Below are 14,330 nucleotides of genomic sequence, written 5' to 3' on the forward strand. Positions count from 1 at the left end.
CCCCCCCCCCCCCCCCCCCCCCCCCCCCCCCCCCCCCCCCCCCCCCCCCCCCCCCCCCCCCCCCCCCCCCCCCCCCCCCCCCCCCCCCCCCCCCCCCCCCCGCGGAGGGTGGTCACCCGAGCGGCACCGTCGCCGCGACCATCACCAGGTCGGAGCTGTGCTCGCCGGCGGCGTCCACACCCAGCGGCCGCGGGGTGTGGCCGGGCAGCCCGTCGAGCCCGTTGCTGCCGTCGACGACCCGCAGGGAGAGCGGGCCAGCGCCCTCGACGGTGACCGTGACGTCCAGGCCGTCGGCGGGCAGGGCGTGGAAGGTCAGCCACAGCGACGACTCCCCGAGCGACCCCTCGGGCACCGCGCGGCCCTCGGCCCGGGCGGCCACCACGGTGCCGCCGCCGGCGTCGAGGTCCAGGGTCACGAAGCGCACGCCGTCGCGCTGCGGCAGCACCCGCAGGGTGACCTCGCGGCGCGTGCCGTCGGCCCGGTCGCCGACGGTCTCCACGACGGGCGCCGGCAGGTCGGCCACCTCGGCCTCCCCCGACCAGAGGTCCTCCTCCGTGCGCAGGTAGGGGTACTCGGCGGGCAGCGGCTGGCGGACGTCCATGTACAGGTCGGTGTAGGCGCCGGGGTCCGACTCGGGCGAGGCCCACCACGCCTGCCCGGTGTCGGTGTCGAGCACGTAGACCAGCTGGCTGGGCACGGGGTGGCGCTCGTCGAAGCGGTCCACGACCAGCCCGGTCGCGGTGCAGGCCGCCGCGACGACGACGGCGACGAGCGGCACGGCCGCGGTGCGCAGCCGGCGGCCCTCGTCGCCGAGGAGCAGCTCGAACGCCGGGAGCAGGACGAGCGCGCCCATGGTCGTGAACACCGACGGCACCGCGGCCTGCGCCATGCCGAGCGCCGGCAGGAACAGGGCCACGGTCGGCGCGAGGACGAGCACGGCGGCCGCCCCGGCGACCAGCGCGGCGACCGGCCGCAGCGGCGGCGCGGTGACCAGGGCCGCCAGGGCGCCGACGAGCGCGGGCAGCGTGACCAGGTAGGAGCCGCCCGGCGCCAGGGCCGCCAGCACCGCGCCCGCGACGGCGAGCCAGACGAGCCCGCCGCTGACGAGGGCGGCCGCCCCGATCCGGCGGCGCAGCAGGACGTACCAGGTGAGCACCACGGCCAGCACCAGCGCGACCGTCGCGACCCGGTACCAGCCGGGCCGCCAGGGGTCCATCATCGACGAGTAGCCGGGCCGGACGACGGTCAGCAGCGTCCACAGCGCCTGCACGGCGAGCGGCGCCAGCGCCAGCGGCAGCAGGGCGAGCCCGGCTCCGGCGACCGTCCGGCCGAGCGGGCTGATCCCCCGCCGCGCGTTGACCGCCAGCAGCAGCGCGACCGCGGCCAGCGCGGCGACGGCCAGCGGCCAGACCAGCGCTCCCGGGTAGCGCACCAGCTCGCCGAGCACCGGGAAGTAGGTGGCGTCGCCGTCGGCCGGCTCGGCGAGGCTGCCGAGATCGCGGTCGCCGAGGTCGCGCGTAAGCGCGAGGGCGACCTCGCCGAGGCCCTGCAGGCTGGCGGGGTCCTGCCGGTCGGGGGTGTCCTGCGGGCCGTGGTAGGCGGCGGCGCCGTCGATGAAGGCGGTGTTCATCCCGGTGTAGCCGCCGTCGGCCAGGAACGGGCTGAAGTCGGTGTCGTTGGGCAGCGCCCGGTAGACCTCGACGGCGAAGCTGGTGGCCACCGGCTCCGGGACGGCGCCGGCGTACACGTCGGCCAGGTCGGCGTTGCCGACCGAGGTCTCGAACGTGATCGGCGGGCCGCCGGTGCCCCGGGCCTCGAAGTTGAGCACCACCCCGCCGCGGGCCAGCGGGTGCGAGGCGACGAACGCCTCGGCGCCGCACAGGCACGCCTCCTCGGAGTCGGTGAGGACGACGACGACGTCGTTGCGCAGCTGCGGACCGGAGGTCAGCGCGCGCACCGACTCCAGCAGCGCCGAGACGCCGGCGCCGTCGTCGCTGGCGCCGAGGCTGGCCTCGGCGGAGTCGTGGTGGGCGGTGAGGTACAGCGTCCCGGTGGGGGCGCTGCCCGGCAGGACGGCGACCACGTTGCGGACCGTCGCCATCCCGAGCCCGTGGGTGTCGGACTCCCACGCCCCCACGGAGTTCTGCACGCGGGTGTCGAGGCCGAGGCCGGTCAGCGTGTCGACCAGGTACCGGACGACCTCGGCACCGGCGGCGCTGCCGGCCACGTGGTTCTCCGCGCCGAGCCGCTGGACGTGGTCGAACGCGCGCACCGCGCTGAACTGCTCGGCGGGGGCGTCGCGCGGCGCGGGGTCCGGCGGTTGCAGGGAGACGACCGTCCAGGCGGCGAGCCCGAGCAGCAGCGCGACGACGACGAGCCCGGCGAGGGGCCGCCGTCCGGTGGGTGACCCCACGCGTGCCTCCAGGGTTGCCGGGACGCGATCGGCGTCACCCTAGGTGCACGTCGGGTTGCGGTCCGGCGTCAGCGCAGCGTGTCGAGCCAGTTCGTGAGCAGCTGCGCCCCGGCGTCCCCGCTCTTCTCGGGGTGGAACTGGGTGGCCGAGAGGGCGCCGTTCTCGACGCCGGCGACGAACCGGTCGCCGTGCTCGGCCCACGTGACCAGCGGGGGCTTGATCCTGCTCGGCGTCCCGTCGGCGCCCAGCGGGAAGTCGCGGACGCCGTAGGAGTGCACGAAGTAGAAGCGCTGGTCGGCCAGCCCGTCGAACAGGACGGTCCCCGCGGGCGCCTCGACGGTGTTCCAGCCCATGTGCGGCAGCACGGGGGCCTTGAGCTGCTCGACGGTGCCCGGCCACTCGCCGCAGCCGTCGGCGTCGTGGCCGTGCTCGACGCCGCGCTCGAAGAGGATCTGCATGCCGACGCAGATGCCGAGCACCGGGCGCCCGCCGGCCAGCCGGCGGCCGACGATCCGCGGCCCGTCGACGGCGCGCAGCCCGTCCATGCACGCGGCGAAGGCGCCCACACCGGGGACGACGAGACCGTCGGCGTCCAGTGCGGCCTGTGCGTCGGCGGTGACGGTGACGTCGGCGCCCACCCGCGCCAGCGCGCGCTCGGCGCTGCGCAGGTTGCCCGACCCGTAGTCGAGGACGACCACCTTCTTCACGCTGCCCACGGTACGTGCCAGCGGTTCAGCGACCGGCGGGATTCCCGGCGGCGGAGGTGTCGGGCATCGCAGGGGCCGGCGCCGCGAGATCGGCGAACACGCCGTAGTGGTCGCTGGGCTGCACGCCGCCGGCCGGCTCGTGCACGGCCAGGCCGGCGTCGAGGACGCGCAGCGTCGGGCCGTGGTCGCCGCACCGGACGAGGACGTGGTCGATCCGCCGCCCGCGGTCCAGGTGGGGTTCGTCGATCGCGGTCAGCGGGTTGCGGGGGTGGAACGTCCACCCGGGCGCCTCGGCGTGGACGCTCTCCCACGCGTCGCGGTAGGCGGTGGACACCCCGTCCAGCGACGTCCGCCCGGTGAGGAACCGCATGCTGCTGGCGTGCGGCTCGGCGTTGAAGTCGCCGCCGAGGACGACGTGCGCCGGCCCCTCCCCCACCAGTTCGTCGACGGCCCGCACGACGGCCACCGCCTGCAGCTCCCGCTCGCGCTCGGCCCACCACGCCCACGAGGCGCCGTGGCTGCCGACCACCAGCCGGCCGACCGGGCTGTCGACCTCGACCAGCACGGTGCCGCAGCTGTAGTCCCACGTGCGGTCGGTCAGGTGCAGGTCGATCTCGTGGACGGCGCAGACCGGCCAGCGGCTGGCGACCGAGGACCCGCGGTGGGTGCCGTCGCCGACGAGCCCCTGCTGCTGGTGGGCCAGGTGGTAACCGTCGCCGAGCAGCTCGCGGGCCGTGTCGCCGTCGTCGTCGACGACCGCCTCCTGCAGGGCGAGGACGTCGGCGTCGAGCTCGCACAGCGCCGCGGCGAGGGCGGGACGGCGGCGTTCCCAGTCGCCGTGCCGCGCGAAGAGGTTCACCGTCGCCACGCGGATGCTGCCCGGCGCCCGACCCTGGGTCATGCGCGCCACGCTAGCCCCGACGACGATCCGTGGACAACGCGCTGACCTGGGGATTCAGGAGGCGACCCGGGTCGTGCGGCGGCAGATTCCAACGCCTGGTCGAGCAGGCGGGTAGGTGATCGTGGACGGGTTGACGACGGCGCTCGATGCACTGGCCGCCGCCGATCTGCACGCCTTGACCGACTCCGAACTGACCGAGGCCGACGGCGACCTGGCCGGCATCGCGCAGCAGCTGGTGACCTTCGCGGTCGGCCACGGGCACGCCGAGCTCGACGACCTGGTGCACGCTTTCCTCGGCCGGGGCGCTGCCCGCGCCGGCTGAGCTGCTCCGCGGCGGTCGATCACGTCGGCGCGCCGGCGTCGTCCCAGGGCAGCACCGTCAGCTCGGGCCAGCACGCCCGCCAGCGGGCCGCCTTCTGCTCGTACACGTGCCGCGGGGCGAGCCGTGGACTGGGCCGGACGACCAGCTCGGAGAGGTCCGCGTAGCCGAACGGCGCGTAGACCTCGGGCACCCCGCCGTCCACCCTGATGCCGTACGCGCAGCAGACCGCGGCGAACGAGTCGATCGCGTCGGTGCAGCCGGTGAACGGGCGGGCCGGGACCCCGAACCGTTCCTCGTACCAGAGGTGCACCCGCGCCTCGTTGCGGATCTCGACCGGCACCGGTGCGCCGGCGAACAGGTGCGCGCCCCGGCGGATGACGGCGTCCTCGGCATCCCAGGACGTGTCCTCGTCGAAGTAGAAGAGGTCGGCGTCGCGGACGCCGTACCCCGGCGGGCGGCCGGTGAGGTGGTTCCACACCGCCTGGAAGAGCACCCCGGCGGTGAGCCACCAGTCGTCGACGCCGAGGCCCGGCGCCCGGTCGAGCACGGCGCGCACCACCGGGTCGGCCAGCACGATCCCGAGGAAGCGCTCCTCGTTCACACCAGGCGGAGGATGCCCGAGGCGGTCGCCAGCAGGGCCGCGACCAGGACGACCACCGCGAACACGGTCTGCGCCGTGGTGCGGGGGCGCTCGTCCGTGTTCAGCTTCCAGATGCTCCAGGAGGCACCGAGCAGGAAGCCGCCGAGGACGAGCAGGAGGGCGCCGGAATCCACCTGGCTACAGCGCGCCCTTGGTCGACGGGATGCCGCCGACGCGCGGGTCGAGCGCGACCGCGACGCGCAGCGCCCGGGCGAGCGCCTTGAACTGGCCCTCGACGATGTGGTGGGCGTCGCGGCCGGCGTAGAGCACGCGCACGTGCAGGCTGATCCGGGCGTTGAAGGCGAAGGACTCGAGGACGTGCTTGGTGAGCGACGTCGGGTAGTCCGGCCCGATCATCGGCGTCATGTTCTCCGGCTCGGCGTGCACGAAGTACGGCCGGCCGGAGAGGTCGACCGCCGCCTGGACGAGCACCTCGTCCATGGGGATCGTCGCGTCGCCGTAGCGGGTGATGCCCTTCTTGTCGCCGAGCGCCTCGGCGAAGGCCTGGCCGAGCGCGATCGCGACGTCCTCCACGGTGTGGTGGGCGTCGATGTGCAGGTCGCCGCCGGCGCGGACGGTGATGTCGATGCCGCTGTGCCGGGCCAGCGAGTTCAGCATGTGGTCGTAGAAGCCGACCCCCGTGCTGATGTCGCCGGCGCCGGTGCCGTCGAGGTCGATCTCGACGACGAGCTTGGTCTCGCTCGTCGCCCGTTCGATCCGTGCGGTGCGGGTCATGCCGGGGATTCTCCCAGAGAGGTCCGGTGGGCCGGCGCGACCTCACCCAACGCGGTGAGGAAGGCGTCGGTCTCCTCCGGCGTCCCGGCGGTCACCCGCAGCCAGCCGGGCAGGCCGACGTCGCGCACCAGCACGTCGTGGTCGAGCAGGGCCTGCCAGGCGGCGTGCGCGTCGGCGAACCGGCCGAACAGCACGAAGTTCGCGTCGCTCGGCACGCTGGTCAGCCCGAGCCCGGGCAGGGCGGCGACGATCCGGTCGCGCTCCGCCTTGACCGCCTCCACGGTCGCCAGCAGGGCCGGCGTGTGCGCCAGCGCCGTCCGCGCGGCGGCCTGGGTGAGCGAGGACAGGTGGTACGGCAGCCGCACCAGCTGGATCGCGTCGACGACGGCGGGGTCGGCCGCGAGGTAGCCCAGCCGCAGCCCGGCCATGCCGAACGCCTTGCTCATCGTCCGGCTGACCACCAGCCGCGGCCGGCCCGGCAGCAGGGTCAGCGCCGACGGCGTGCCGGCCCGCGCGAACTCGGCGTAGGCCTCGTCGACGATGAGCACGCCGTCGGTCGCCTCGTACAGCTCGGCGATCGTCTCCAGCGCCACCGCGGTGCCGGTCGGGTTGTTCGGGCTGGTCACGAACACGACGTCCGGCCGGACCTCGCGGACCTGCGCGGCGGCGGCCGCGGCGTCGATGGTGAAGTCGGCCCGCCGGTGCCCGTCGACCCACGCCGTCCCGGTGCCGGCCGAGATGATCGGGTGCATCGAGTACGACGGCGTGAAGCCCAGCGCTGTCCGCCCCGCCCCGCCGAAGGCCTGCAGCAGCTGCTGCAGCACCTCGTTCGACCCGTTCGCCGCCCAGACCTGGGCCCGCTCCACCCGCTCCCCCGACGTGCGGGTGAGGTAGGCGGCCAGGTCGGCGCGCAGCCCGACGGCGTCGCGGTCGGGGTAGCGGTTGAGCCCGGCCGACGCCTCGGCCAGGGCCGTCGCCAGGTCGGCGAGCAGCGCCGGCGGCAGCGGGTAGGGGTTCTCGTTCGTGTTGAGCCGGTGCTTCACGGCCAGCTGCGGGGCGCCGTAGGGCGTGCGGCCGCGCAGCTCCGGCCGCAGCGGGAGCTCGCCGAGGGCGCTCATGCGCGGGTGCGGGCCCGGACGGCGGCCGCGTGCGCGGGCAGGTCCTCCGCACCGGCGAGGGCGTCGATGTGCGGCGCGACCTCGGCCAGCGCCTGCTCGTCGTACTCCACCACGTGGATGCCGCGCAGGAACGACTGCACGGAGAGCCCGCTGGAGTGCCGGGCGCACCCGCCGGTGGGCAGCACGTGGTTGGACCCGGCGGCGTAGTCGCCGAGCGACACCGGCGACCACGGGCCGACGAAGATCGCGCCGGCGTTGCGCACCCGCAGGGCCACCTCGCGGGCGTCACGGGTCTGGATCTCCAGGTGCTCGGCCGCGTAGGCGTCGACCACCCGCAGGCCGGCGTCGAGGTCGTCGACGAGGACGATCCCGGACTGGGTGCCGTCGAGGGCGGTGAGGATCCGGTCGGAGTGCTTGGTCGCGGCCACCTGCCCCGGCACCAGCTCGAGGACGGCGTCGGCGAGCTGCTCGCTGGGGGTGACCAGGACCGCGCCGGCCAGCGGGTCGTGCTCGGCCTGGCTGATCAGGTCGGCGGCGACGTGCACCGGGTCGGCGGTCTCGTCGGCGAGGACGGCGACCTCGGTCGGCCCGGCCTCCGAGTCGATGCCGATCAGCCCGCGGAGCAGCCGCTTGGCCGCCGTCGTGTAGACGTTGCCCGGCCCGGTGACCATGTCGACCGGCTCGCAGGAGCCGGCGCCGTAGCCGAAGACCGCGATCGCCTGGGCGCCGCCGACCGCGTAGACCTCCGTGACACCGAGCAGCGCGCAGGCCGCGAGGACGCCCGGGTCGGGCAGGCCGCCGTGGTCGCGCTGCGGCGGCGAGGCCACCGCGATCGACTCGACCCCGGCGATCTGCGCGGGGACGACGTTCATGACGACGCTGGAGAGCAGCGGCGCGAGCCCGCCGGGCACGTAGAGCCCGACGCGGCGGACCGGCAGCCAGCGCTCGGTGACCGTGCCGCCGGGCACGACCTGGGTGGTGACGTCGGTGCGGCGCTGGTCGGCGTGGACCTTGCGGACCCGGGCGATCGCCTCCTCGAGCGCCGCCCGCAGCGTCGGGTCGCACTCGGCCAGCGCGCGGTCCAGCGCCTGCTGCGGGACGGCGAAGTCCTCGAGGTCGACGCCGTCGAGGCGGGCGGTGATCTCGCGGACCGCCTGGGCGCCCCGGATGCGCACGTCCTCGCAGAGCGGGCGGACGGTGGCCAGGACCGAGTCGATGTCGGTGGCCGCGCGCGGCAGCAGGCCGGCGAGCTCGCGGGCCCCTGGCAGCGCGGATCCACGCAGGTCGATGCGGGCGAGCACGGAGCACCTCCGGACGGGCGGACGCGGAACCTCCAGGGTAGCCAGCGCGCGAGGGGCTCCCCTCCCCCGGCCGGGCACCGGCGCCCGTAGGCTCGTGCCGTGGGCGAGCTGATCCCGCTGTTCCCGCTGGGCTCGCCCCTGTTCCCCGGCGTGGTGCTGCCGCTGAACATCTTCGAGCCCCGCTACCGCCGGCTGGTGCAGGACCTCATCGCGCTGCCCGCCGGCAGCGACCGCCGCTTCTTCGGCGTCGTCGCGATCCGGCAGGGCTGGGAGGTCGAGGAGGTCGCCCCGGCCGCCGCGCTGTACGACGTCGGCTGCACCGCCCGGCTGCAGTCGGTCCGGCCGCAGCCCGACGGCCGCTACCGCATCGTCGGGGTGGGCGGCGAGCGGTTCCGCCTGCTCGACGTGGTCGTCGGCGACGACCCGCCCTACCTGCAGGCGGAGGTCGAGTGGCTGGCCGAGGAGGAGGCGGCGGCCGAGCAGGCGGCCGACACCGAGGGCCTCTCCGGGCCGGCCGGCCGCGAGCTGACCGCCGACGTGGCGCGCACGTCGATGGCGGTGCTCGTGCGGGGCGTCCGCGACCTGTTCGCGCAGTACGTCGGCGAGGTGGCCGCCCTGCGCGGCGGCGGGTGGGCGCCCGGCGACGACGAGGACCTCGACCCCGACCTGACCGACCCCGCCGACGGGCCGGCCCGGCTGTCGGTGGGCGCGCAGACCGCGGCGCTGCTGCGGGACGTGGCCGACGACCCCCGCGCGCTGTCCTGGCTGGTGGCCTCGGCGGCGCTGCTGACCACCGAGGACCGGCAGGCCCTGCTGGCGGTGCCGGCCACCCGCCGGCGGCTGGCGGCCGAGTCGCGGCTGCTGCGGCGGGAGCTGACCCTGCTGCAGACCCTGGGCGCGGTGCCCGTGCCGCTGCAGGAGTTCGCGACGCCCATGACGGTCAACTAGGGGGATGAGTACCGGCGGCCGGCGCGGTCTGTCCTGACGTGACCGACGACGACCTGCCCCGCTCCATCGGCCGCCCGGCGACCGGCGCGCTGGCCGAGGCCGGCATCACCCGGCTCTCCCGGGTGGCGACGCTGCGCGAGGAGGAGCTGCTGGCCCTGCACGGCGTCGGCCCCAAGGCCGTCCGCCTGCTGCGCGAGGCGCTGGCCGAGCGCGGGCTCGGCTTCGCGGACGGCTGATCAGTCGGCCGGGCGGCCGGCCGGGGGGACGTCGACCAGGGCGGGGGCCGGGAACGGCTGGGGCGCCGCGGGCGCCGGGACCGGCCCGCCGTCGCGGCCGAGGTCGTCGCGGCGGGCGAACAGCGCGGCGACCAGGTAGACGAGGACGGCGCAGAACGGGCCGACCGCCAGCGCGGGCAGCGAGTTGAGCGTCAGGCTGGTGGTGACCGTGGCGCCGACGTCGGAGAGTTGGTCCTGGCTCGGCCCCGGGCCGAGGAGCTCGCCGAGCTGCCAGGCGAGGACGCCGCCGAGGCCGCTGCCGATCGTCACCGCGGCCAGCTGGGCGACGCCCCGGTGCCGGCGCAGCACCAGCCAGCCGACCAGCCCGGCGAGCAGCCCCAGCCCCGCGACGAGCAGCGTGAAGACGGCATCGTCGATCGCCAGCAGCTCCTGGCTGGGCCGGCCGACGACCACCGGGCCGTCGGAGGTGATCGTGAAGTCGGCCCGCGGCGCCAGCGCCCACCACAGCAGGCCGAGCGGCAGGCCGGCCAGCGCCAGCACCCCGGCCACGAGGACGGCGGGCCGCAGGTCCGCGCGGGCCTCCGCCCACGCCGACCAGGGCCGGCGGGCGGCGAGGGCCGGTGTGCCGTCCGGTGTCGTCAGCCCGCCGAGGGCCGCCGACCCGGCCGGGTCGGCCGGGCGCCACGCCTGCGCCCCCGAGGGCTCCGCCGCCCCACCGACCGGCGTGCGGGCGGCGGCCGTGGGGTCGTCGGGGGCGTCGCTCATGCCCACAGTGAACCCCGATCCGCCGGGAGACGGTGCGTGGGGCGCGCGGATACCGTGCGGCGTGGCCGACGGCGGGGGGATGGCGGCGGAGGAGGTCGTCGCGGTCGTGGACGCGCTCGAGGCGGCCGGCTGCCGGTGCTGGCTCGAGGGCGGCTGGGGCGTGGACGCGCTGGCGGGCCGTCGGACGCGGGCCCACCGGGACGTCGACCTGGCGATCGACGCCACCGAGGAGGCCGACGTCCTCGCGGCGCTGCACCGGCTGGGCTACGCGGTCGAGACCGACCAGCGACCGACGCGGGTCGAGCTCGTGGCGCCCGGCCGCGGCCGGGTGGACGTGCACCCGGTGGCCTTCGACGCCGCCGGCGACGGGATCCAGACCGGCCCGCGCGGAGAACGCTGGGTGTACCCGGCCTCCTGCTTCACCACCGGCCGGATCGCCGGGCGCGTGGTCGGGTGCATCTCCGCCGGGCAGCAGATCGCCTGGCGGGCGGGCTACCGGCTGCGCGACGTCGACCACCACGACCTCGCGGTGCTCCGCCGGCTGGTCACCGGCCGGTGAGGCACCGGCCCCGGCGCCCATCCCGCTCCCTCAGAGGAGGGCGACGCTCGTGGGGCCCAGCAGCGCCTTGATGTCGCCCATCAGCGCGGTGCTCGGCCGCACCCGCAGGCCCTGGTCGAGGCGCAGCACCGTCTCGCGGCCGCCGTTGACCAGCTTGAGGTGCACCTCCGTGGTCCCGGGGTGGCTGCCGAGCACCTCGCGCAGCCGCTCCACGACCGGCGGGGTGCAGCGGGCGGCCGGCATGGAGACCAGCACCGGCCCGCGCGGGCCCTCGGTGAGCTCGGGGACGCTCACCTCGGAGGCGAACAGCGAGGGCTGGTCGTCGCGCCGGCTGATCCGGCCCTTGACCACGACGATCTGGTCGCGGACGACCTTGTCGGAGTACTCGGCCCAGGTCTTCGGGAACAGCAGCACCTCGATGCCGGACTCGAGGTCCTCCAGCGTGGCGATCGCCCACGGCGCGCCCTGCTTGTTGGTGCGCGGCCCGACCGCGGTGAGGATGCCGGCGATGGTCACGTTCGCGCCGTCCTCGACGCCGCCGGCGTTGATCTCGGCGATCGGGGTGTCGGCGTGTGCGGCGAGCACGTGCTCGACGCCGTGCAGCGGGTGGTCGGAGACGTAGAGGCCGAGCATGTCGCGCTCGAACATCAGCCGCTCGGCCTTGGACCAGTCGGCGCTCGGGATCGCGATGTCCAGCGCCCCGCCGAACGGGTCGTCGGCGGCGTCGCCGTCCCCGCCGAAGCCGCCGAACAGGTCGAACTGCCCCTCGGCCTCCTTGCGCTTGAGCGACATCGCCATCTCGACGGCGTTGGCGTGCACCGCCACCAGGCCCTGCCGGGAGTGGCCGAGGGAGTCGAAGGCGCCGGCCTTGCAGAGGGACTCGATGACCTTCTTGTTGCAGACCACCGCGTCGACCTTGCGCAGGAAGTCGGTGAAGTCCTTGAACCGGCCCTGCTCCTCGCGGGCGCGGGCGATCGCCTCGACGACGTTGTGGCCCACGTTGCGGATCGAGGCCAGGCCGAAGCGGATGTCAGTGCCGACCGGGGTGAAGTCCGCCGCCGACTCGTTGACGTCGGGGGGCAGCACCTTGATGCCCATGCGGCGGCACTCGGCCAGGTACACCGGCCGCTTGTCCTTGTCGTCGCCGACGCTGGTGAGCAGGGCGGCCATGTACTCGGCCGGGTAGTTCGCCTTGAGGTACGCCGTCCAGTACGACACCAGGCCGTACGCGGCCGAGTGCGCCTTGTTGAACGCGTAGTCGGCGAACGGGACGAGGATGTCCCAGAGGGTCTTGATCGCCGCGGCGGAGTAGCCGCGCTCCTTCATGCCGGCCTCGAAGCCGACGAACTCGGCGTCGAGGACCGACTTCTTCTTCTTGCCCATCGCGCGGCGCAGCAGGTCGGCCTTGCCGAGCGAGTACCCGGCGACCTTCTGCGCGATCGCCATGACCTGCTCCTGGTACACGATCAGGCCGTACGTGCCGCCGAGGATGTCCTCCAGGGGCTCGGCGAGCTCCGGGTGGATCGGCGTGATCTCCTGCTGGCCGTTCTTGCGCAGCGCGTAGTTCGTGTGCGAGTTCGCGCCCATCGGCCCGGGCCGGTAGAGCGCGCCGACGGCGGAGATGTCCTCGAAGTTGTCCGGCCGCATGAGCCGCAGCAGCGAGCGCATCGGCCCGCCGTCGAACTGGAACACGCCGAGGGTGTCACCGCGGGCGAGCAGGTCGTAGGTCGCCTTGTCGGTGAGGTCCTTGCTGATCTCGTCGAGGTTGATCGGCTCCTTGCCGTTCGCGACGATGTTGCGCAGCGCGTCGTCGATGACCGTGAGGTTGCGCAGCCCCAGGAAGTCCATCTTCAGCAGGCCGAGCGTCTCGCAGGTCGGGTAGTCGAACTGCGTGATGACGGCGCCGTCGGCCTCCCGGCGCATGATGGGGATGGAGTCGATGAGCGCGTAGCGGCCGATGATGACGCCGGCGGCGTGCACGCCCCACTGCCGCTTCAGGCCCTCGAGCTTGCGCGCCTGGTCGACGACCTCGGCGGCCCCCGGGTCGGACTCGTAGCGCGCCCGGAACTCGGCGGCCTCCTTGTAGCGCGGGTGGGCCGGGTCGAAGACCCCCGACAGGGGGATGCCCTTGCCCATCACGTCCGGCGGCATCAGCTTGGTGAGCTCGTCACCGACCGAGTACGGCCGGTCGAGCACGCGGGCGGCGTCCTTGATCGCGGCCTTCGCCTTGATCGTGCCGTACGTGACGATCTGGCTGACCCGCTCCTCGCCGTACTTGCGCGAGACGTACTGGATGACCTCGCCCCGCCGGCGGTCGTCGAAGTCGATGTCGACGTCGGGCATGGAGACCCGCTCGGGGTTGAGGAACCGCTCGAAGATCAGCCCGTGCGCCAGCGGGTCGAGGTCGGTGATGCCCATGGCGTAGGCGGCCAGCGACCCCGCGGCGGAGCCGCGGCCCGGGCCCACGCGGATGCCGTTGTCCTTGGCCCAGTTGATGAAGTCGGCGACCACGAGGAAGTACCCCGGGAAGCCCATCTGGGTGATGATCCCGACCTCGTAGTCGGCCTGCTTGCGCACGTGGTCGGGGATGCCGTTCGGCCAGCGCTTGTGCAGCCCGCGCTCGACCTCCTTGACGAACCAGGAGGTCTCGTCCTCCCCCGGCGGCAGGGGGAAGCGCGGCATGAGGTCGGCGCCCTCGGTGAAGGCGACCTCGCACTGCTCGGCGACGAGCAGCGTGTTGTCGCACGCCGCGGCGAGCTCACCGGGGAACAGCGCCCGCATCTCGGCGGCGCTCTTGAGGTAGTAGCCGTCGCCGTTGAACTTGAAGCGGTTGGTCTCGTTGAGCCGCGAGCCGGTCTGGATGCACAGCAGGGCGTCGTGCGCCTCGGCGTCCTCCTTGTGCGTGTAGTGCAGGTCGTTGGTGGCCAGCAGCGGGACGCCGAGCTCCTTGGCGATCTGCAGCAGCTGCGGGCGGGTCTTCTTCTCGATGGACAGGCCGTGGTCCATCAGCTCGGCGTAGAAGTTCTCCTTGCCGAAGATGTCCTGGAAGTCGGCCGCGGCCTGGCGTGCGCGGTCCTCCTTGCCGGCCCGCAGCCACATGTTGACCTCGCCGGACGGGCAGCCGGTGGTGGCGATGAGGCCCTTGCCGTAGGTCTCGAGCAGCTCACGGTCGAAGCGCGGCTTGCGGTACTGCCCCTCGAGGCTGGCCAGCGAGGAGATGCGGAAGAGGTTGTGCATCCCCTCGGTGGTGCGGGCCAGCAGGGTCATGTGCGTGTAGGCGGCCTTGCCGCGCGACGAGCCGCCCTCGCCGTCCTCGTCGATCAGGTTGTCGCCGAAGTCGAACGGCGCCCGGTCGAACCGCGAGCCGGGCGTGTAGTAGCCCTCCATGCCGATGATCGGCTTCACGCCGGCCGCCTTGGCCTGCTTGTAGAAGTCGTAGGCGCCGAACACGTTGCCGTGGTCGGTCATGGCCAGCGCGGGCATGCCCTGCTCGGCGGCCGCCTTCGTCACCTCGGGCAGCTTGGCCGCCCCGTCGAGCATCGAGTACTCGGTGTGCACGTGCAGGTGGACGAAGGAATCGCTGCTCACGGGCGGTCGTGCTCCTCGGTGGTCGTGCGTGCCCGACCGTCGGCGGTCCGGCGGGCGACCGGTGGGGAAGACCGGCGGTGCGGGGTTCTCGGTGGGC

Annotated in this window: 14 protein-coding genes; 4 read left to right on the forward strand and 10 right to left on the reverse strand. The window is 74.6% G+C overall.

Annotated elements, in window-relative coordinates; genetic code table 11:
- Positions 1-112: 112 nt before the first annotated feature.
- From ACI8AF_RS08345 to ACI8AF_RS08355, 3 genes are all read right to left on the reverse strand, one after another.
- Positions 113-2,413 (reverse strand): M28 family peptidase, encoded by a 2,301-nt coding sequence (locus tag ACI8AF_RS08345; protein ID WP_456539223.1) that lies wholly within the window; start codon positions 2,411-2,413, stop codon positions 113-115.
- 68 nt (positions 2,414-2,481) lie between these two features.
- Complete coding sequence (gene hisH / locus ACI8AF_RS08350; RefSeq protein ID WP_456539224.1) at positions 2,482-3,120, reverse strand: imidazole glycerol phosphate synthase subunit HisH; 639 nt, start codon at positions 3,118-3,120, stop codon at positions 2,482-2,484.
- A 25-nt stretch (positions 3,121-3,145) separates the two neighbouring features.
- Positions 3,146-4,021: an endonuclease/exonuclease/phosphatase family protein gene (locus ACI8AF_RS08355; protein WP_456539225.1), complete on the reverse strand. Its 876-nt coding sequence runs from the start codon at positions 4,019-4,021 to the stop codon at positions 3,146-3,148.
- 115 nt (positions 4,022-4,136) lie between these two features.
- Here ACI8AF_RS08355 and ACI8AF_RS08360 point away from each other — a divergent pair, with 115 nt between their 5' ends.
- Entirely contained in the window at positions 4,137-4,343 is a 207-nt protein-coding gene (locus ACI8AF_RS08360) for a hypothetical protein (protein WP_456539226.1), read from the forward strand.
- A gap of 19 nt (positions 4,344-4,362) precedes the next feature.
- Here ACI8AF_RS08360 and ACI8AF_RS08365 read toward each other — a convergent pair whose 3' ends face one another.
- From ACI8AF_RS08365 to hisD, 5 genes are read right to left on the reverse strand one after another with little or no spacing between them, the layout of a single operon-like run.
- The gene (locus tag ACI8AF_RS08365) at positions 4,363-4,944 is read right to left on the reverse strand and encodes a nucleotidyltransferase family protein (protein WP_456539227.1); all 582 of its coding nucleotides are present in this window, start codon (positions 4,942-4,944) and stop codon (positions 4,363-4,365) included.
- Positions 4,941-5,117, reverse strand: coding sequence for a hypothetical protein (locus ACI8AF_RS08370; RefSeq protein ID WP_456539228.1), 177 nt, complete (start codon positions 5,115-5,117; stop codon positions 4,941-4,943). Before ACI8AF_RS08370 ends, ACI8AF_RS08365 begins: the two co-directional genes overlap by 4 nt.
- Before the next feature lie 4 nt (positions 5,118-5,121).
- A complete protein-coding gene (gene hisB, locus ACI8AF_RS08375) occupies positions 5,122-5,718 on the reverse strand; it encodes an imidazoleglycerol-phosphate dehydratase HisB (protein WP_456539229.1) in 597 nt (198 codons plus the stop codon).
- Positions 5,715-6,836 carry a histidinol-phosphate transaminase gene (locus ACI8AF_RS08380; protein ID WP_456539230.1) on the reverse strand — a complete coding sequence of 374 codons (1,122 nt, stop codon included), beginning with the start codon at positions 6,834-6,836 and terminating at the stop codon, positions 5,715-5,717. The genes hisB and ACI8AF_RS08380 overlap by 4 nt, the downstream gene beginning before the upstream one ends.
- Positions 6,833-8,137 (reverse strand): histidinol dehydrogenase, encoded by a 1,305-nt coding sequence (hisD, locus tag ACI8AF_RS08385; protein WP_456539231.1) that lies wholly within the window; start codon positions 8,135-8,137, stop codon positions 6,833-6,835. Before hisD ends, ACI8AF_RS08380 begins: the two co-directional genes overlap by 4 nt.
- Before the next feature lie 99 nt (positions 8,138-8,236).
- On the opposite strand from hisD, the gene ACI8AF_RS08390 reads away from it, so the two are divergent.
- Complete coding sequence (locus ACI8AF_RS08390) at positions 8,237-9,085, forward strand: LON peptidase substrate-binding domain-containing protein (RefSeq protein ID WP_456539232.1); 849 nt, start codon at positions 8,237-8,239, stop codon at positions 9,083-9,085.
- A 38-nt stretch (positions 9,086-9,123) separates the two neighbouring features.
- Entirely contained in the window at positions 9,124-9,321 is a 198-nt protein-coding gene (locus tag ACI8AF_RS08395) for a DNA-binding protein (RefSeq protein ID WP_456539233.1), read from the forward strand.
- Here the strand turns inward: ACI8AF_RS08395 and ACI8AF_RS08400 are convergent, their stop codons facing one another.
- Positions 9,322-10,086, reverse strand: a complete 765-nt coding sequence (locus ACI8AF_RS08400) for a hypothetical protein (RefSeq protein WP_456539234.1) — start codon at positions 10,084-10,086, stop codon at positions 9,322-9,324.
- A gap of 61 nt (positions 10,087-10,147) precedes the next feature.
- On the opposite strand from ACI8AF_RS08400, the gene ACI8AF_RS08405 reads away from it, so the two are divergent.
- Positions 10,148-10,645, forward strand: coding sequence for a nucleotidyltransferase domain-containing protein (locus tag ACI8AF_RS08405; RefSeq protein ID WP_456539235.1), 498 nt, complete (start codon positions 10,148-10,150; stop codon positions 10,643-10,645).
- Between the two features lie 30 nt (positions 10,646-10,675).
- Here the strand turns inward: ACI8AF_RS08405 and dnaE are convergent, their stop codons facing one another.
- Entirely contained in the window at positions 10,676-14,233 is a 3,558-nt protein-coding gene (gene dnaE / locus ACI8AF_RS08410) for a DNA polymerase III subunit alpha (RefSeq protein WP_456539236.1), read from the reverse strand.
- Positions 14,234-14,330: the final 97 nt, after the last annotated feature.

Source organism: Blastococcus sp. SYSU D00669 (assembly GCF_054050715.1).

Excerpts from the sequence above, each read along its gene's own strand:
- ACI8AF_RS08355 (WP_456539225.1), bottom strand. The coding sequence starts at position 4,021 with ATGACCCAGGGTCGGGCGCCGGGCAGCATCCGCGTGGCGACGGTGAAC.
- hisB (WP_456539229.1), bottom strand. The coding sequence starts at position 5,718 with ATGACCCGCACCGCACGGATCGAACGGGCGACGAGCGAGACCAAGCTC.
- ACI8AF_RS08380 (WP_456539230.1), bottom strand. The coding sequence starts at position 6,836 with ATGAGCGCCCTCGGCGAGCTCCCGCTGCGGCCGGAGCTGCGCGGCCGC.
- ACI8AF_RS08400 (WP_456539234.1), bottom strand. The coding sequence starts at position 10,086 with ATGAGCGACGCCCCCGACGACCCCACGGCCGCCGCCCGCACGCCGGTC.